General features: G+C 63.2%; 14 protein-coding genes. 5 read left to right on the top strand and 9 right to left on the bottom strand.

The features are described 5' to 3' along the window. The first annotated feature begins 368 nt into the window (after window positions 1-368). The 4 genes from AUJ55_08375 (at window position 369) to AUJ55_08360 (ending at window position 4,625) form a co-directional block, all read left to right on the top strand. The gene (locus tag AUJ55_08375) at window positions 369-605 is read left to right on the top strand and encodes a hypothetical protein (GenBank protein OIO56550.1); all 237 of its coding nucleotides are present in this window, start codon (window positions 369-371) and stop codon (window positions 603-605) included. A 181-nt stretch (window positions 606-786) separates the two neighbouring features. After that, entirely contained in the window at window positions 787-2,271 is a 1,485-nt protein-coding gene (locus AUJ55_08370) for a 3-octaprenyl-4-hydroxybenzoate decarboxylase (protein OIO56549.1), read from the top strand. Window positions 2,272-2,433: 162 nt separating this feature from the next. Next, window positions 2,434-3,657 (top strand): sodium:proton antiporter, encoded by a 1,224-nt coding sequence (locus AUJ55_08365; GenBank protein OIO56548.1) that lies wholly within the window; start codon window positions 2,434-2,436, stop codon window positions 3,655-3,657. A gap of 98 nt (window positions 3,658-3,755) precedes the next feature. After that, entirely contained in the window at window positions 3,756-4,625 is an 870-nt protein-coding gene (locus AUJ55_08360) for a hypothetical protein (protein ID OIO56547.1), read from the top strand. Between the two features lie 216 nt (window positions 4,626-4,841). Here the strand turns inward: AUJ55_08360 and AUJ55_08355 are convergent, their stop codons facing one another. Further along, window positions 4,842-6,029 (bottom strand): GntR family transcriptional regulator, encoded by a 1,188-nt coding sequence (locus tag AUJ55_08355; protein OIO56552.1) that lies wholly within the window; start codon window positions 6,027-6,029, stop codon window positions 4,842-4,844. Between the two features lie 145 nt (window positions 6,030-6,174). Between AUJ55_08355 and AUJ55_08350 the strand changes: the two genes are divergently transcribed. After that, window positions 6,175-8,031: a hypothetical protein gene (locus AUJ55_08350; protein ID OIO56546.1), complete on the top strand. Its 1,857-nt coding sequence runs from the start codon at window positions 6,175-6,177 to the stop codon at window positions 8,029-8,031. A gap of 306 nt (window positions 8,032-8,337) precedes the next feature. On the opposite strand, the gene AUJ55_08345 is transcribed toward AUJ55_08350, so the two are convergent. The 8 genes from AUJ55_08345 to AUJ55_08310 form a co-directional block, all read right to left on the bottom strand. After that, window positions 8,338-10,176 carry a hypothetical protein gene (locus AUJ55_08345; GenBank protein OIO56545.1) on the bottom strand — a complete coding sequence of 613 codons (1,839 nt, stop codon included), beginning with the start codon at window positions 10,174-10,176 and terminating at the stop codon, window positions 8,338-8,340. 190 nt (window positions 10,177-10,366) lie between these two features. Then, complete coding sequence (locus AUJ55_08340; GenBank protein ID OIO56544.1) at window positions 10,367-11,698, bottom strand: hypothetical protein; 1,332 nt, start codon at window positions 11,696-11,698, stop codon at window positions 10,367-10,369. A 47-nt stretch (window positions 11,699-11,745) separates the two neighbouring features. Continuing rightward, complete coding sequence (locus tag AUJ55_08335) at window positions 11,746-12,690, bottom strand: hypothetical protein (protein ID OIO56543.1); 945 nt, start codon at window positions 12,688-12,690, stop codon at window positions 11,746-11,748. Between the two features lie 66 nt (window positions 12,691-12,756). Next, window positions 12,757-13,380, bottom strand: a complete 624-nt coding sequence (locus tag AUJ55_08330) for a hypothetical protein (protein ID OIO56542.1) — start codon at window positions 13,378-13,380, stop codon at window positions 12,757-12,759. Then, on the bottom strand, window positions 13,367-13,825 hold the full coding sequence (locus AUJ55_08325; protein ID OIO56551.1) for a hypothetical protein: 459 nt from the start codon (window positions 13,823-13,825) through the stop codon (window positions 13,367-13,369). The genes AUJ55_08330 and AUJ55_08325 overlap by 14 nt, the downstream gene beginning before the upstream one ends. 17 nt (window positions 13,826-13,842) lie before the next feature. Further along, window positions 13,843-14,319, bottom strand: a complete 477-nt coding sequence (locus AUJ55_08320; protein OIO56541.1) for a transcription elongation factor GreA — start codon at window positions 14,317-14,319, stop codon at window positions 13,843-13,845. 65 nt (window positions 14,320-14,384) lie between these two features. After that, the gene (locus tag AUJ55_08315) at window positions 14,385-17,609 is read right to left on the bottom strand and encodes a carbamoyl phosphate synthase large subunit (GenBank protein OIO56540.1); all 3,225 of its coding nucleotides are present in this window, start codon (window positions 17,607-17,609) and stop codon (window positions 14,385-14,387) included. Between the two features lie 7 nt (window positions 17,610-17,616). After that, window positions 17,617-18,744, bottom strand: a complete 1,128-nt coding sequence (locus AUJ55_08310; GenBank protein ID OIO56539.1) for a carbamoyl phosphate synthase small subunit — start codon at window positions 18,742-18,744, stop codon at window positions 17,617-17,619. Between the last annotated feature and the right edge of the window lie 655 nt (window positions 18,745-19,399).

Raw genomic sequence — 19,399 nt, 5'->3', positions numbered from 1 at the left:
TTTTTTGGCGCAGCGTGCCGATTCAAGGCAGGAGGTCTTTAATCAACGTTTCCTTAATCAATCAGCGCTTGTCTAGGAGTCTGTCGGGCTTGAGCGTCCGTAGCGAGCCGAGTGGGGAATCGAGGCCAAATTTTCACGGTTTTGAGGATCATAGTGGTGGCTATGTGACGAAAAACCGGGGAAATTTGGACCGATTACCCGCCGGCGCACGACTGCATGGATGCAGGAGGTAGAGCAATGCAGGAGCAATTGCCGAGTAGGACGATCTCAAGTCCGACAGACTCCTAGACCCCCCTCCACATGAACCCGCTTGCCCTCCTTGCCCTCCAAGCGGTATTCCCCCAGCGTTCCATGCAAAGGAGGCCGTCATGACCATTCCCCCCTACACCCCCATCCCCTGCGCCCTCTATGACCGCTTCGAAGCGGCGGCGACCCTGAAACAGCGGCTCAAGCTCGGGCTGATTCAAGACGACGGGCAGGAGGTGGCGATTCGCGGGCTGCCCCTGCAATTCAACACCCAGAATGGGGTGGAATTCGGACTCTTCGAGGACGAACACCACCTGCGCCACTGGATTCGGTTGGATCGGGTGAAGCTGCTCGATTGATCCTTCACCGCCTGTTGGAACGTACCCACCGCTCCGACCCCGACGCCTGAATCCCCGCCTGCGCGGGGATGACGCCTCAAAGGACGTATGGGGACGGATGGCTCGGGTCGCCCCGGTTGCCCCCACCCCTCACCCCCTGGCATCCTGACCCCCTGTATCTTCCGCACTTTCAGGAGCCTTCATGTCTGCCATCCACGACCTGCGCGGTTTTCTCGATTTGCTCGAATCCCGCGGCGACCTCAAGCGGGTGAGCGAGCCGGTCGATCCCAAGCTTGAAATGAGTTTGCTGTCTCAAAAAGTGTTGGAGTCGGGCGGTCCGGCGCTGCTCTTCGAGTCGCCCACCGGCCAATCCAACCGTCGGGTGCTGACCAACCTCTTCGGCACCAAGGAGCGGGTGGCGCTGGGGATGGGGGCCGAGTCGGTCGCCCGTTTGCGCGAAATCGGCGCCCTGCTGGCCGAGCTTAAAGAGCCCCAGCCCCCCGAGGGGTTTAAGGATGCCCTGGGTTGGATCCCCAAACTCAAAAACCTCGCCTCGATGTTACCCAAGAAGGTTTCAAATCCCCCCTGCCAGGAGGTGATCCTAGAGGGCGAGGCGGTCGATCTGGCCGACTGGCCGGTGCAGACCTGCTGGCCCGAGGACGCCGCGCCGCTCATCACCTGGGGGCTGGTGGCGACCAAAGGGCCGACCCGCAAGCGGCAGAACATGGGGATCTACCGCATGCAGGTGATCGGCAAGAACAAGGTCATCATGCGCTGGCTTTCTCACCGGGGCGGGGCGCTCGACTACCGCGACTGGTGCATCGCTCGCCCAAAAGAACCCTTCCCGGTGGTGGTCACCTTGGGGGCCGATCCGGCCACGATTCTGGCGGCGGTCACCCCGATCCCCGACACCTTGTCGGAGCATCAATTCGCTGGATTGCTGCGCGGCGAGCGCACCCGTATCGCCGATCCGGTCGGTCAGGCGCAGCGGGATTTGGGGCTGAATGTTCCGGCGGGGGGCGAGATCGTGCTGGAGGGGGTGATCCATCCCGGGCAGACCGCCCCCGAGGGACCCTACGGCGACCACACCGGCTACTACAACGAGGTTGATGACTTCCCGGTCTTCACCATCGAGCGGATCACCCACCGCAAAGACCCGATCTACCACTCGACCCACACCGGGCGGCCCCCCGACGAACCGGCGGTGCTGGGGGCGGCGCTCAACGAGGTGTTCATTCCGCTGCTGCAAAAGCAGTTCCCCGAGATCGTCGACTTCTACCTTCCCCCCGAGGGGTGTTCCTACCGGCTGGCGGTGGTCTCGATCCGCAAGCAGTACGCCGGGCACGCCAAGCGGGTGATGATGGGGATCTGGTCTTACTTAAGGCAGTTCATGTACACCAAGTTCGTCATCGTCGTGGACGAAGAGGTCGACTGCCGCAAGTGGGAGGATGTGATCTGGGCGATCACCACCCGGATGGATCCCAAGCGCGACACGTTGCTGATCGACCACACCCCCATCGACTACCTCGACTTCGCTTCGCCGGTCTCGGGGCTCGGCTCGAAAATGGGGCTGGACGCCACCCACAAATGGCCCGGTGAAACCGACCGGGAGTGGGGGCGGCCGATCAAGACGTTGCCCGAGACCGAGGAGCGGGTGGCAGCGTTGTTGGGGCGGTTGGGGTTGTAGGTTAAGCCTCCTCCTGGCAGGGGGAGGGGCGCTGGTTGGAACCACTTGCCCCCCCTGTCACCCCATCCCCTCCACCCCCCTTCGGTGATTTCCTCCCAACCCCTCCGCCCCCGATTTAGGGTATCGTAAAGGCCCCCTCCCCCACCCCAAAACAGGCCTGCCATGGAACACCCCTCCAACCTGCTGTTGATCCTTCTGGTGGTTTTGCTCATCGGCAGGATCTTCGGTGAGATCGCCAACCGTCTGAACATCCCCGCCGTGATGGGGGAGATGCTGGCGGGGGTGGTGTTGGGGCCCAGTTTGCTGGGGTGGATCTCCCCCACCGAAACCCTGCGTTTTCTCGCCGAGGTCGGGATCATCCTGATGCTGTTCAAAATCGGGCTGGAGACCGACCTGGGTAAGCTGGTGTCCTCGGGCAGCCGCTCGGTGGCAGTGGCGCTGGGTGGGGTGTTGCTGCCGCTGATTGGCGGCTTTTTGGTCGCCAAGTTCGTCATGGGGGCCAACGATCTGACCGCCCTGTTCGTCGGCGGCACCCTGACCGCCACCTCCATCGGCATCACGGTTCGGGTTCTTTCCGACCTGGGGCAAACCCGGACCAAGGCGGCGCAAATCGTTTTGGGGGCGGCGGTCATCGACGACATCATCGGGGTGGTGATGCTGGCGATCCTGGTCGACTTCGCCCGCTTCGGCGAGGTGCGGATCGGCGAGGCGGGCAAGGTGATCCTCTTCATCGGCATGTTTCTCATCCTCGCCCCCCTGGCCGCCAAGGCGATGGCCAAGGTGATCCACCGCGTCGACCGGGGGCGGGACGGCGATGGCTGGATTCCGGTGGCCATCGTCACCCTGGTTCTCTTCTTCGCCTGGCTGGCCGAGGAGGTCGGCGCCCCCCATCTGGTGGGAGGATTCGCCGCCGGGATTGCCCTGTCGCGCCGCTTTTACGTGCCGATGGGAATCGCCCTGCACAACGACCGCGCCTTCGTTGCCGCCATCGAAAAACAGACCCAACCGATCATCCACCTCTTCACCCCGATCTTCTTTGTGGTGGTGGGGCTGTCCCTCGATTTGTCGGCCGTCCACTGGGGCGATTGGCACATCTGGGGGGCGACGGCGGCGCTGCTGATGGTGGCGAGCATCGGCAAAATGGCGGTCCCCATATTGACCCCCGGCCCAGTCCACGAGCGTCTGTTGATCGGGGTGGCGATGCTGCCCCGCGGCGAGGTGGGATTGATCTTCGCCGAGCTGGGACGGACGATGGAGATCCTCAGCGGGCCGATCTACGCCATCCTGATTCTGGTCATCGCCCTGACGACCCTGATTCCCCCGCTGATCCTCAAAAAGCTGGTTCCCCCCCGCCCCGTGAACCCCGAACCGCTCCCCCCGGCCTGAAGCCAATCACACACCCAAAAGCCGAGCGTTGCACACTGCGGTTACGGTTTCTAAAGTCGGCGCCCTTCCCCGATGTTCTCTCGATCCAGGAGCCGTTGATGCGCCCCTCTGCCCTGCCCGGATTGCTCGCTGCCACCCTGCTGCTAACCCCCCCCGCCGCCTGGGGGGGGAGCTCCACCATCGTCGAGGTCGACGGCTCGGCCTGTATGGGCGATTCGCTGTCGCGTAAACAGACCGAAACCCAGGCGCTGGCCGAGACCAAGCGGGCAGCGGCCGAATCGGCGGCCACCTACGTCAAGAGTCAGTCCACGGTCGAAAACGCCATGCTCACCGACGACCTAATTGCCGCCTACTCGGCGGCCAAGGTGACGGTGATCGAGGTGCTGCAACGGGGTTGGTACAACGATCCGATGGCGGGCGACTGCTTCGGCATGAAGATCAAGGCCGAGGTTACCCCCGACGAGGCGGCGATTGCCCAGGCTGCCAAAAAGGGGGGGCGCAACACGCTCGACGATCCAACCGCCCCCCTCACGGTGAAGGTTTGGACCAGCCAAGAGCACTACCAACCGGGGGAGCACATGCAGGTGTATCTGAAGGGGAACAAACCCTTTTATGCCAGGGTGGTGTACCAGCAGGCCGACGGCACCCAGGTGCAACTGCTGCCCAACTCCTACCGCAGCGCCAACCACTTTCAGGGGGGGGTGGTGTATTCGATTCCCGATGGGGAGGACCGCTTCGACCTAGAGGTCTCCCCCCCCTTTGGCGACGAGTCGGTCACCGTCTACGCCAGCACCGCCCCGTTGGGGGAGGTCGCCACACAAGACGCAGGGGGGGTCTATGTGGTGCAGGGAAACCTCGGGGTCCACAGCCGGGGAATCAAACTGGTCGGTGCCGCGAGCGGCGGCCACGGCGGGGGGAACGCCGCCGAGTTTTCGGAACAAAAAGCGCGGATGGTGTCGGGGCCGTAAGGGGTCATTGAAATAAACCCGTAGGAGCACCGCCCTCGGGGCGATGCCCTTTGCCTCCCCCGTGGGATGCCTCGGCAGCGTTGTCGCTCGGCAGGGATCCCGCCAAAAACCGCATCGCGCCGAGGGCGGCGCTCCTACATGTTGATGATTCAGATACACAAAAGGCCACGGTTTCCCGTGGCCTTTTGGTTGGTGCGGTGGGCAAGTGGCGGCGGATCAGATCTCGACCGGCCCCCCCCCATCTTCGGGCATATCGGCGATGAACTCGCGGATCGTCTGCGCCAGGATCGTCACCCCCTTCTCGATCCCCGCCGCGTCGGCGTGGCTGAAGTTCAGCCGGATCATGCCGCTTTGCTCCACGTTGCCGGGGAAGAAGGGCTCGCCCGGCATGAAGGCCAGGTTTTTGTCGAGCGCCTTGACCAGCAGCAACCGGGTGTCGATTTTGTGGGCCAGTTGCAACCAGAAAAACAGCCCCCCTTTGGGACTCTCCCACTGGGCCAAACCGGTCATGTGCCGCCCTAGGGCGGCGGCCATCAGGTCGCGCTTTTCTTTGTAAGCGCCGCGCACTTTGTCGAGATGGGCGGCGTAGTCGGGGCCAGAAACAAACTGGCCGATCCACCACTGGCCGATCCGGTTGGTGTGCAGATCGGTCGACTGCTTCAGCCGCACAAAGTAGGGGTAAAGCTCGGGGGAACAGACCATAAAGCCAATGCGAAAACCGGGGATCGCGGTCTTCGAAAACGACCCCAGGTAGACCCAGGGCCCCTTGGTCATGAAGGAGCAGATGGGCTGGCGGTCGCAGTCGTCGAAGACCAGCTCGCGGTAGGGCTCGTCTTCGATCAGCGGCACCCCGTGCTCTTCAAGCACCTGCGCCACCGCCTGCCGGGTCGCCCGGTCGTAGCAGTACCCCGATGGATTCTGGAAGGTGGGAATCAGGTACGCGAAGGCGGGGCGATTGTGCTCGATCTCGGTCCGCATTTGCGCTGGATCGACCCCCGAGGGGCTCAGCGGCAACGCGTCGAAACGGGCGCCGAAGAGCTTGAACGACTGCAACGCCGCCAGGTAGCTGGGCGACTCGACCAGCACCGGCGTCCCCTCATCGATGAAGAGTTTCGAGACCAGATCGAGCCCCTGCTGGGAGCCCGAAGTAATCAACACCTGATCGGCGGTGCAGGGGCGCCCCAGGGCGGTGACCTGCTCGGCGATGGCCTGACGCAGCGCCGGTTCCCCCTCGGTGGTGCCATACTGGCGCAGGTGGGGGGGAATATCGGCAAAATCGAAGGGGGGCATGGTGTATTCGGCGGGCAGCCCCCCGGCAAACGAGATGACATCCCGTTTTTGGGTGAGCGCCAGAATTTCGCGGACCAATGAGCTGGTCAGACGGTCGATGCGTTTGGAAAACACGGCTTTTGCCCCTTCTTTCAACTGAAATCTCCGCCCGATTCGGCGGGCCGGGGATGATGGTGCGGGGCGCCTTGAGATTCAATGGGGTCGCCCCATCCCAGCCGCTATACTCCCCCCCTTCTACCCATCGCCCCAGGGACGACCCATGACCGCATCGCGTTTGCACACCCGTTGGCGCCGCAGCTATTCCATCACCCTGGCATCCCTGCTGGGCTGGATGCTGGCAGCGGGGCCGATTGTGTTCCCCACCGCGATTTCGCAGCGGCTCGATGCCAGCCTGAGCGATCCCCTGGCCCGGCAACTCCCCTCGCCCCCCCCCTCCCCTTGGCCGGTCTTCATCGTCGACATCGACGAGCGCAGCCTTGAAACCCTCGGCCCCTTTTCGCAGTGGCCCCGGCTGTATCTGGCCCAAGTCTTGACCCCCATCGCCCAGCACGCCACGGCGGTTGGGGTCGATCTGCTGATCCTCGATCCCGACCAGTGGTCGACGTTGGTGCAGATCCAGGCGGCGGCCCGCGGCATCCCCGAGCTCCCCCCCCAAATGCTGGAGGGGTTCGATCAACGGCTGGCCGATCTACCCAACAACATTGTGTGGGCCAGCCACCTCGATCTTTCGGGAGAGGTTCCCGAAGTTAAGCTGCCGCAGCCGAGCCTGCTCGATCCCCTGGCCCCCCACGGGTTTGCCAACCTCTTCCCGGATGCCGACGGGGTGATCCGGCTCGGCAGGGAGCAGGTGGATGGGGTCGGCGGCATCGCCGAATCCTCGTTGCCATGGGCGGTGTATCAGGTCGCCCACCCCCAGGCGGGCGCCCCCCCCACCGGTTGGTCGAACCTGCATCTCTTCCCCGAGACCATCGGCAGCGGCGACACCATTTTGATGCCCCGGTTTTCGTTCATCGACTGCCTGACCGGCTCGATCCCCCTGAAGGCGTTCGACGGGGCGGTGGTGTTTTTGGGGTCGTCGGCGGCGGGGTTGAGCCAGTTTTGGCCGGTGCGAGGGGGGTGGGTGATTCCGGGGGTCGATCTGATGGCCCAGCGTTTTCAACAGATTGCCGGACACGACCTGAAGCCTCCCATGAGTCCGGCGATGCAGCTTTTGTGGATCGCCCTGGTGGTCGCCTCGGTCGCCCTGGAGGGGGCGGCGATGGGGATGCTCAAAAAGCGCCGTTTCACCTGGGTACGCATTGCCGAGGTGGTGCTGCTTTGGGTCATCGTTGTCGAGGCGATGGTGATCCTGGGCGGGGAGATCCCCCCGGTGCTGCCGACGGTGATCGCTCTATTGGCGACCTATGTGCTGTCGCTGTTGGGACGGTATTTGTTCGAAACCCGCTCCTTGATGCGCAGCCTGACCCGGTACATCCCCCACACCGAGGCGATGCGGTTGATCGACACCTCCATCGACCAACTGCGCAAGGGGGAGCGGCGGGTCATCACCATCATGTTCGTCGACCTGCGCGGCTTCACCACCTACAGCGAACAGAACACCCCCGAGGCGGTGGTCGAGACCCTCAATGGTTTCTTCGATCTGGTGGTACCCAAAATCGAGGGGGAACACGGGGTGATCAACCGCTTTGCGGGGGACGGCATTTTGGCCTTTTTCGGCGCTCCGACCCCCCTGGCCGACCACGCCGACCGGGCGTTGCGGGCCGCTTGTGCGGTGCTGAACCAGAACCCCGAGCTGGAGCGCCGCTACGGACTGCGCTGCGGCGCGACGGTCCATACCGGCGAGGTGGTGCTGGCCCATGTCGGCACCTCGTACCGGCTGGAATACACGATCAACGGCGACGCGGTGAATCTGACCTCGCGCTTGCAGGATGCCTTGAAAGAACGGGGGCTTGAGGGGATCACCACCGCCACCACCGAGGCGGCTCTGATCCACCCCTTCCCCTTGCGCGACATCGGCATGTTCTCGGCAAGGGGGCGCAGCCGCGACATCGGGCTGCTGGAGATTGTGTGCGGGGATGGGGGTAAGGCGGACGCACCTGCCGTGACGTCGACGTAGGGTGGATAAGCGCAGCGCATCCACCTTTTTTCCGAGGGAGGGTCTGCGCCGAAACCGGCGCTCTTTTCTGCGCTGAAGCCGGCGCTCTTTTCTGCGCTGAAGCCGGCGCTCTTTTCTGCGCTGAAGCCGGCGCTCTTGCTCAATGTCGCCCCCTGCTGGTGGATGCGCTGCGCTTATCCACCCTACGCCCCCACACCCCAACAAAAAACCCGCCGAGGTCGCCCCCGGCGGGTTTTTTGTTGCCTCCACCTCCACCCCCGCTCTACCCAGACGCGCGGTTTTTACGCTGCCCGTCCCGGCGAGGGACTATTTGCCGATGGGACGGATGGTGCGGATGGTGCCGGAGCGGTTGCCCGCCGCGTCGACCGTTTCGATACGCAGCACCTGACTTTGGGTACCCACCTCGATGGTAGTGCTGAATTGGCCGTTGGGCTGTACGGCAATGCCTTTGCCGTTGACGGTCACGCTTCCCCCCGGCTCGGTGGTCCCGTTCAGGGTCAGGCTCTTTTGTCGCGTCAGCACCGAGGGGATGGCGAAGTCCCCTTCGAGGATCAGGTAGGGGGGAACGGTGTCCTCCATGACGTTGGCGATCTGCCGTTTGATGTTGCCCGCCGCGTCGGCGGCGATGACGTTAATCAGGTTGGGCCCCTCGGTCAGGATCACCGGGAATTTGAAACTCCCCCCCTCCACGGTGACCTGCTTATCGTTGACCACCACAACCGCGTCGGGGTCGGCATTGCCGCTGACCTCGATCCGCTTTTGGTTGGTCACGGTAGGGATGGCGTTCAAAGTCAGGGTTGGAGGGATGTTGTCCCAGTTGGCGGCGATGCTGCGGCTGGCGGTGTTGCCGGCGGCATCCTTGGCGGTCACGGTGATGGTGTTGGGGCCGGGGGTCAGGCCGACAAAGCCGCTGAAAATGCCACCCACAGCGGTTTCCCATGCGGGGCTGTCGTTGACCTTAATCTGAGCGCCGGTTTCGGTGCGAACCCGGATTTCGACGATGGGGGAGCGGGTGACCGCATCGCCTAGCTCGTCGAGGGCCAACTCGGGGGCGACGGTGTCGCGCACCACGCTGACCCGCTTTTCGCTCAGGTTGCCCGCCCCGTCTTTGGCGGTAATGACGAAGAGGTTGGCCCCCTCTTGGGTCAGCTCGGTTTCGATGTCGAAGATGCCCTGCGCCCCAAGCGTGAGGGGCCGACCGTTGAGGGTGGCGGTCGCTCCCGCTTCGGTCGAACCCTGAATCCGCACCGACTTGCCGTTGGTCAGGGTATTGTCGGCAGGTCCGGTAAGGGTGATGACCGGAGGGGTGGTGTCGGCGGCTTGAAAATCGAGCCGCAGATTCTCTTGCTCCCAGGGCTCAAGCTTGAGCGGTTCGGGGGTGGTGGGGGCCGGTTGATCCTTCTTCAGGCTCAGTTGTTGCCCCTTGGCCAGCGAAACCGGCTGGGGCGCGCCGGGGACCTGCACATCGACCATCCCCTCGATGACCTTGATGGTGGTGGCGTCGTCCTCAACGTTAAGCGACAGCTTGGTCCCCCGCACCGCAGCGGTGGCGGCGTGGGTCTGGAATTTCATGGATCCGCCCTGGCCGCGCAGGTTGTGCAGCGCCCCCCAGAACTTGCCCTTGACCAGATCGAGCACCCCCTGCACACCGCCGTTTTGGTTTTCGAGGCTGCTCACCTTGAACTTGGCTTCGCCCGAAACCCGAACCAGATCGCCGCTTTCAAGCCCCAAGGTCGTCTCGGCGGCGTTGAGCACCCACAGGTCGTCGCCGGTGGTCAGCACCTGTTCGAGGATGGCGGGGATGTAGAGCGGCAACCCCGATTTCTTCACCAGAGCGCGGCCATTGAGGTGGACGACCCGGGCGTAGCCGGGAATCCCCTCCCCCGCCAGGGCGTCGTCGGCAACCGTTGCGCCGTTGTCGTCGGGCAAGGCGATCTTGGTGCCGACCGGAATGAGATCGGGGTTGGTGATCTGGGGGTTGGCCGCCAGCACCTTGTTCATCAAATCGGGACGCATCGAGCCGTAGTGCTGTTTGACAACCTCGGACAAGGTCATCCCCTGTTGCACAATCAAGGAGGTATCGGCCCAAACCCCCTGAGCAGACACCCACAACAAACCCAAACTCAATGCGGCAATACGTTTCATGTCTGCTCCCGATTTCATGGCTGGGCGGTCGTTTCCAAGCTACGAATCCGCCAAAAAACGTGTGTCGATGGGAGCGGGATGATGCGTGACCACCACCGCCCCCTCCATGTGCTTGCGGTCACATTAAACCCAAACGGGATGAAAAGAAAAAGGCGGCCCGAAAGCCGCCTTTTTTGCGAGATCGTCCGGCTTACAAACGCCGGTCTATGTGGGCCTCCTGCTTGAGCTGCCGCAGCCAGTAGGCCCGTTTGGATTGGAATTTTTGCTGGGCGATCCGATCGGCAGCCACCCCTTTAAGTGCCTCGAAGGAGTCGGGGGCGAGCTGGCGATGGCCCAGTGTCTGGATAATGTGCCAGCCAAAAGCGGAGCGGACCGGCCCTATGACCTGCCCATCCTGAGCAGCAAACGAGGCATCTTCGAACTCCTGAACCATCTGCCCCCGCCCAAACCAACCCAGATCGCCCCCCTGATTTTTGCTGCCGGGATCGTCACTGACCTCTTGAGCCAGGACGATGAAATCGCCCCCTGCCCGAACCTTGGCCAGGATCTCTTCGGCCTTGATCTTGGCCTTGTCCCAGATCGATTCGGAGGCCCCTTTGCCGACCAGCACCAGGATGTGACGGGCGTGGACCTGCTCCAGCGGCTCGCCGCGTGCCGCCGAGGCGGTGCTTTTTTCGAGCAGGTGAAATAGGTGGATCCCCAAGGGGGTGCGGACCACGCCGCTGACCTGTCCCGGCTTGAGGCTCTCAACCGCCTGTTCGATTTCGGGCAAGAGCTGCCCCTCTTCGAACCAGCCCAGCTCCCCCCCCGAGGCGGCAGTGGAGTCCTGGGAATACCGGCGGGCCAGCGACTCGAAGTTGGCGCCGTTATCGAGCTGTTGGCGAATCTCGGCCGCCTTAGCCTCCACCGCCTGGGCCTGATCGGCCGAGGCGCCGGAGGGTAAATCGAGCAAAATCTGGGCGATGCGGAATTTGGTGACCACCTCGGATTGCATGTGGTTGTCGAAGTAGCGGCGCATCTCCTCTTCGCTGACCCGAATCTTGGCGCGGACCTCTTGCTCCTCGACCCGGCTGATGACCAACCGCTCGCGGATCTCCTGACGGTATTCCATCCAGTCGAGCCCCTGGTCCTCTAGTGCTGCCTTGAATTGCGCCAAATCCATCTGGTTGCCCTGGGCCACCCGGGCGACGGCGGCATCCACATCGTCATTCGAAACCACAATGTCGTGTTGGTCGGCGTCTTGAAGAATCAGCTTTTTCTCGACGATCACGTCGAGCACCCGGTTTTTCAGGTCTTCCATCTCTTGGCCACGGGGGATCGATCCTCCCAGACGGCCCAGGATCTGCCCCACCGCCCGGTCGAGTTCCGATTGAGTGACGATCCCGTCGTTCACCACCGCCACCACCCGGTCGACGATCCCGGCATCGGCAGGGACCTCGGCATGCACCTGGACCCCATACTCCCTGGGGTCGGAATCGGCGGCCAAAACCACCCCCGCAGGCAGAACCAGAAATCCAACCAACCCAAGTCCACACCACCGGGAACGATTCGACGGGCGGTGGAACGGCATCATTGCGCTTGATCCTCAGCCGATTGTTGAGCGCTGTGCTGATCGGCAGCCGCCTTGAGCGACTCGTCGAGCACCACCGAGGGGTGGGCGTCACGGACCGACTGCATCCAGGTCTGGGTGCGGCGGTTTTGCTCGCTCTGGATGAAGTCCTGCTTCACCTTGTCGCGCACCTCTTCAAAGCTGGCCTGGTGGGCCTCGACATGCTCTTCAAGGCGGATGATGTGGTAGCCGAACTGGCTCTTGACCACACCGGAGAGATCGCCGGGATTTTTCAGGGCGAAGGCGGCATCGGCGAACTCGGGAACCATCTGATCGTGGGTGAAGAAACCCAGATCGCCCCCCTGAGGGGCGGAGGGGCCGGTCGAGTGGGTTTTGGCCTCCTCAACGAAATCGGCCCCCTTTTTCAGCCGGGCCAGGATGATTTTGGCCTCCCCAGCCGTCGTAACCAGGATGTGGCGGGCGTGGACCTTTTCGGGCTCGTTGTAGCGGTCGGCATGCTGCTCAAACCAAGGCTTGAGCTCATCGTCGCCGGTCGCCTCCAGGCTCTTGCGCACATCCTGTTCGAACAACGCTTGCGCCATGGCGCTGCGGGCGGCGCGGCGCATCTGCCGCTGAATGGTGGGATCGAGGTCAAGCCCCTTGGCCTTGGCCTCCTGGAAGATCGCCTCCATGGTCATGAGCTGATCGAGCAGCTGCGCCTTGACCATGGGGTTGTCGACCTGGGCCGCCATGGTGGGGGGAAGCGAGGCCAGGGCATCGGTGAGCGCCTGCTCTGAGATCTCTTTGTCGCCCACTTTGGCGATGATCTTGCCCCCGCTGGGCAGCTCTAGGCTGGGCAGGGTGGGGCCGGTGGCCGCTTTTTGCTCGGAAGGGGTGGAGGAGCAACCGGCGGCGGTCAAGACCGCGGCCGCCAAAACCAAGACACGCACGTTCATGGTGAGCAACCTTTCCTCATTTTGAACAACGGGGGAGGCACGCCTCCCGACGATGAGAAGGGGGTTTTGCGACCCCTATCCTTGAAAATCGATCCCCAACAAATACCGCTCCCGGCTCTCTTTGCGCGAGGCGGGAGGCTTGAGGCTTTTGGCACTGCGAAACCGTTTTTTGAATTCGGCAATCAGGTGATGGATTTCGCTGCCCTCGAAGACCTTAACCAGGCAATTGCCGCCGGGGGCAAGCCACAAGTCGCCGAAGGCGAGCACCTCTTCGATCAATCCCGCCAGCCGCATCTGATCGGCATCGGGAAAGCCCGAGGTGTTCGGGGCCATGTCGGAGAGCAGCAGGTCGACCTTGCGACCCTCCAACTGCTGCTCCAGCCATTGCCAGGTCGACTCGGCACTGAAATCGCCCTGCAACACCGCCGCCCCCGCCACCGGCTCGACCGGCAGCAGATCGACCCCGATCAATCGCCCCTGCCCCTTCATCCGCTGGGTGGCGACCTGAAGCCACCCCCCCGGCGCGCAGCCCAAATCGACCACCACCGCACCCCCTTTGAGCAGGTGCTCCTTATCGTCGATTTCGATCAGTTTGAAGGCGGCCCGCCCCCGGTACCCCTCTTTATGGGCCTTATGCACATAGGGGTCGTTGCGCTGGCGGCGCAACCACTGGTCGGAGCTCAGGCTACGCTTGGCCATCGTCCTCACCGGGAGTTGCTGGGTGACGTGTGCGCCAAATCAGCAGGGCAATCAGGAGCGTTTGCACCAGGTAGAGGGCGCTGGAGATGCCGTGGAGCTTGCCGAATTCCTGGCGTAGCGGGTCGGTTTTGGGCAGGGCGGAGATCTCGGCCTGGGCCTTGAGCCCCTCCATCGCCGCTTCGAGCCACCCCAATTGCAGCGAAGCCAAAGCGAGGAGGGCAAGTCCCATCACCAGGGTGGGGCCGTGCCAGCCGAGGTTTCTACGGGCCAGCAGCAGCAGGGCCAGCAGCACGAGGCCCGTCGCCTGCAAAGCGTGGAAGAGGATCCCCGCCACCTTACCCGCCCACATCGGGTCGGGCAGGGTGGAAAAGAGCACCGGGGTCACCCCGTAGCCGATCACCGTCCAGGCGGTCAGGAGGGCGATCAACAGCGCTTGGACGGGGATGGTACGACTGGAAAACATCACTCGAAGCGGATCTCTAGGATTTCGTATTCCCGTACCCCGCCTGGAGCTTGGACCTCGATCATGTCCTCAACCAGCTTGCCGATCATGGCACGGGCCACCGGAGAGGAGATCGAAATCTTGCCCTGGGCCAGATCGGCCTCGTCGATGCCGACGATCTGGTAAGTCACCTCGCCGTCGGTTTCAAGATCGAGCAATTTGACGGTGGCGCCGAAGACGACGTGTTCGCCACTGAGTTTGCTCGGCTCGATGACGTCGGCGCGGGAGAGCTTGTACTCGATCTCTTTGATGCGCCCCTCGATGAACCCTTGCCGCTCCTTGGCGGCGTCGTACTCGGCGTTCTCGGACAGATCGCCGTGGGCACGCGCCTCGGCAATCGCCTCGATCACGGCGGGACGCTCCACCTGTTTGAGCCGCTTGAGCTCCTCTTTCAACTGCTCGGAGCCCCGGACGGTCATCGGGATACGTTCGGACATTGGCACCACCTTCCATTCATGCTTAATCGATATTCAGCTGCGTTGATTGGCAAGGCTTCTCAGCCCTACCGCCGATGGCATTCCTGCAACGAGGCGACATTGAAGGCCCCTTTGCCGATGCGGGCAATTGCTTCGACCGCAGCCATCGCCCCGGCCACGGTGGTGAAGTAGGGAATCCCAGCCTGCAGGGCCCCCCGGCGGATCGAACTGGAATCGGCGCGGGCGCGGCGTCCCGCCGTGGTATTGAAAACCAGGTGGACATCGTTGCTCTTGATGCGATCGACGATGTCGGGCCGCCCCTCCCCCACCTTGTTGACCGCCTCGACCGGCACCCCGGCCTCGGCCAGCAAAGCGGCAGTGCCGCGGGTCGCCAGCACGGTGAAGCCCAGATCGGCCATCCCCCGTCCCAGCGCCACTGCCTGCCCCTTGTCCTCTTCGCGCAGCGAAATGAAGACGGTGCCAGCGGTGGGCAGATCGCTGCCGGCGGCCAGCTGCGCCTTGTAGAAAGCCAGCGGGAAGTCGGCGTCGATCCCCATCACCTCGCCGGTGGAGCGCATCTCCGGCCCCAGGATCGGATCGACACCGGGGAATTTCAAGAAGGGAAAAACCGCCTCTTTGACGCAGAAATAGGGGGGGATCACCTCTTGGGTGTAACCGATGTTGGTGAGTTTTTCTCCCGCCATCACCCGTGCTGCGATCCCCGCCACCGGAATTCCGGTCGCCTTGCCGACAAAGGGGACGGTCCGCGAAGCCCGTGGATTGACCTCCAGCAGGTAAACGGTTCCCTCCTGGACGGCAAACTGGATGTTCATCAGCCCCACCACCTTGAGCGCCTCGGCCAGCAGCACCGTCTGGCTGCGAATCTCGGCGAGCACGTCGGCGGGTAGGGAGTGGGGGGGCAGACAGCAGGCCGAGTCGCCGGAGTGGACCCCCGCCTCCTCGATGTGCTCCATCACCCCGCCAATGACGGTGATCGAACCGTCGCACACCGCATCGACATCGACCTCAATGGCGCCACGCAGGTAGCGGTCGAGCAACACCGGGTGGTCGGGCGAAACCTGCACCGCCTCGCGCATGTAGCGGGCCAGGCCGGTGTCGTCCTCGACGATCTCCATGGCGCGGCCACCGAGCACATACGAGGGGCGCACCACCACCGGATAACCAATCTTGGCCGCCTCGCGCATCGCCTCTTCCTCGCTGCGGGCCACCCCGTTTTCAGGCTGGAGCAAACCGAGGCGGTGGACCAGCTTTTGAAAACGCTCGCGGTCCTCGGCCAGATCGATGGAGTCGGGGGAGGTCCCGATGATCGGCACCCCGGCCGCTTGCAGAGCGTTGGCCAGCTTAAGCGGGGTTTGGCCGCCGAACTGCACGATCACCCCTTCGGGCCGCTCCACCTCGACGATGGCCATGACGTCTTCGAAGGTCAGCGGCTCGAAGTAGAGACGGTCGGAGGTGTCGTAGTCGGTCGAGACGGTCTCGGGGTTGCAGTTGACCATGATGGTCTCGAACCCCGCCTTGCTCAGCGAGAAGGCGGCGTGGCAGCAGCAGTAGTCGAACTCGATCCCCTGGCCGATCCGGTTGGGGCCGCCCCCCAGGATCATGATCTTGCGCCGGTCGCTGGGACCGGCTTCGCAATCGGTCTCGTAGCTCGAATAGAGGTAGGGGGTCTCGGAGCGGAATTCGCCCGCGCAGGTATCGACCCGCTTGAAGGCGGGGCGGACGTCGCATTTCAGCCGGGTGGCCCGCACCACATCCTCTTTGGTCCCCATCAGCTTGGCGATGCGCCGATCCGAGAATCCCATCGACTTGATCTCGCGCCACTGCTCGCAACTCAAGGCGCTGGGGGTCTGGGTCGCCAGCTCCGATTCGACATTCAAGATCTGTTCGATATGGTCCAAAAACCAGGGATCGATCTTGGTTGCCTGGAAGATCTCGTCGAGGCTCCACCCCTCGCGGAAGGCCTGGCCGATGGCCCAGAGCCGCTCGGGGCCGGGCTTGACCAGCAGGGTGCGCAGCTTCTCGGCAGGATCAACGGTGGGATCGCCGCTGCTCAAATTGACCTCGTCGAAACCATCTTTACCGGTTTCCAGCGAGCGGATCGCCTTCTGCAGCGACTCGGCGAAGGTGCGGCCAATGGCCATCGCCTCCCCCACCGACTTCATCTGGGTTCCCAGAATCGGCTCGGCGGCGGCGAATTTTTCAAACGTGAATCGGGGGACCTTGGTCACCACATAGTCGATGGAGGGCTCAAAACTCACCGGGGTGGCGCCGGTGATTTCGTTGGTCAGCTCGTCCAGGGTGTAGCCGACCGCCAGCTTGGCGGCGACCTTGGCAATGGGAAAACCAGTCGCCTTGGAGGCGAGCGCCGAGGAGCGCGACACCCGTGGGTTCATCTCGATGATGGTCATGCGACCGTCGTCGGGGTTGATGGCGAACTGAACGTTCGAGCCCCCGGTTTCGACCCCGATCTCGCGCAGCACCGCGATGGATGCGTTGCGCATGATCTGGTATTCCCGGTCGGTCAGGGTCTGAGCCGGGGCGACAGTGATCGAGTCGCCGGTGTGGACCCCCATGGGATCGAAGTTCTCAATCGAGCAGATGATGATGCAGTTGTCCTTGGTATCGCGGACCACCTCCATCTCGAACTCTTTCCACCCCAGGATCGACTCCTCGACCAGCAGCTCTTTGGTCGGCGAGGCGGTGAGTCCCCCGCGGCAGATGGTCTCGAACTCCTCCAGGTTGTAGGCGATCCCGCCGCCGCTGCCCCCCATGGTGAAGGAGGGGCGGATGATGGCGGGGAAGCCGATCTCCTCGACCGCCGCGAAGCACTCCTCCATCGAGTGGGCGAAGCGGGCCTTGGGCATGGCCAGACCGATCCTCTCCATCGCCTCTTTGAAGAGCTCGCGGTCTTCGGCCTTTTCAATCGCCTCGGGCTTGGCGCCGATCATCTCGACCCCGAGCCGTTCCAGGGTGCCATCCTTGAACAGGGCCAGTGCGGTATTCAGCGCCGTCTGCCCCCCCATGGTGGGGAGCAGGGCATCGGGCTTTTCGACCTCGATGATGCGGGCCACCACCGCCGGGGTGATCGGCTCGATGTAGGTGGCGTCGGCCATCTCCGGGTCGGTCATGATGGTGGCGGGGTTGGAGTTGACCAGAATGACCCGGTACCCCTCCTCTTTGAGCGCCTTGCAGGCCTGGGCCCCGGAATAGTCGAACTCGCACGCCTGCCCAATAACGATGGGGCCGGCGCCGATGATCATGATGGACTTAATGTCGGTACGTTTCGGCATGGCGGTCTCAGATCCGGGCGTTGGCTTGAATCAGGTCGGCAAAGCGGGCGAAGAGCCCCATGGTGTCTTGCGGACCGGGGGAGGCCTCGGGGTGAAACTGCACCGCCATCACCGGGCGATCGGTGTAGCGGAAGCCCTCAAGCGAGCCGTCGAAAAGGCTGATGTGGGTCGCCTCAAGGTTGGCGGGCAGGGTCGAGGCGTCGACCTCAAAGCCATGGTTCTGCGAGGTGATCTCGACCTTGCCGGTGAGCAGATCTTTCACCGGCTGGTTGCCGCCGTGGTGGCCGAACGACATCTTGCGGGTCGTCGCCCCCGAGGCGAGCGCCAGAATCTGATGCCCCAGGCAGATACCAAACAGGGGAATACCCTTCTCGATCAGCCCCTTGGCGGTTGCGATGGCGTAGGTGACCGGCTCCGGATCACCGGGACCGTTCGACAAAAACACCCCATCGGGCCGCAGGCTCATGATCTCGTCGACCGTGGTACTGGCGGGGACGACGGTGACCGACATCCCGGCATTGACCAGACCCCGCAAAATGTTGCGTTTGATCCCAAAGTCGAGCGCCACCACATGCAGATGGGTTTCGGGTTTGGGGTCGGGGTTGCCGAGTTCCCAGAGGCCGGTATCCCACTTGTACCGCTTGGCGGTGGTGACGGTAGAGGCCAAATCGAGCCCCTGCATCCCGGGGAACTTGGCCAGTTCGGCTTGCAGGGCCGCCTCGTCGAGATCTTCGGTGGTGATCACCGCCCGCATCAGGCCAAAGTCGCGCAGTTTGCGGGTGATCAGACGGGTGTTGACCCCGGCGATGGCGACCACCCCTTGGCGGGTGAGGAATTCGCCAAGCGACTCGCGGGCCCGATGGCTGCTGACCCGGCGGGGCAGATCGCGGATCACCAGACCGCTGGCGTAGACCCGGTCGGACTCCATGTCTTCGGGATTGCACCCCACGTTGCCGATGTGGGGGTAGGTCATGGTGACGAATTGGCCGCAATAGGAGGGGTCGCTGAGGATCTCCTGGTACCCGGTCATGGAGGTGTTGAAGCAGAGCTCGGCGGCACGGGTGCCGTCAGCGCCGATGGCGTGCCCTCGCAGGAGGGTGCCGTCTTCCAGGTAGAGGATGGCGGGACGCATCAAGAGGACCTTCAAGGGGCAAGAAAACGAAGCCCGGCGGGGCGATTCGGACGTGAAAAAAGGCGCCGAGGTCGAAACCCCCTGGCGCCTTGTAGCAACGGCTTGAATTGGAGGCGGTTTTATACCTTTGGAGGGGGGGTGGGGTCAACCGTGAGCGGGCTTCCAGGAGGGGAAGGATCGTACATCCCCCGGAACATTGGGATGTATGGTGACGATATTCACCTAAACCCAAATCCGTGCCGACTATTCATGTATCTATTGCCCTGAATCCGTGGGCGAAACCGAAAAAAACGAGCATTGATGCGGCTTACAGGGCACAGGAGCTTCACCCGGCGGGTGAAGCAGATTTTGGCTGTAGTCGGCGTAAGCCCCGGTTTTTCTGAAATCAGCCCACGGATTCAGGATAGAAAGCTGAGTAATTGCCGTTACGGTATGCCATATCATCTCCAGTGTTATTTCATGAATTTGGAAATCGAACTTGAAGACCAGCCTTCTGCTGCGCCCAACGCTAGTCATCAGCGGTAATTTTGGCGAGAGCCAAAATTGTCCGCTGGATGACATTGTGAAGTGGACCCCAAAAACTGGACAGTAGGTTTTGTTAAGACCGAGGGGGCATGATTGGCGAGAGCGAGGAGCCAAGCGATGCCCGGAAAACACA

It is taken from the genome of Proteobacteria bacterium CG1_02_64_396 (assembly GCA_001872725.1).
Taxonomy (GTDB): domain Bacteria; phylum Pseudomonadota; class MNWR01; order CG1-02-64-396; family CG1-02-64-396; genus CG1-02-64-396.
The sequence above is the reverse complement of the archived record's forward strand: the minus strand, read 5'-3'. Positions and strand labels throughout refer to the sequence as shown.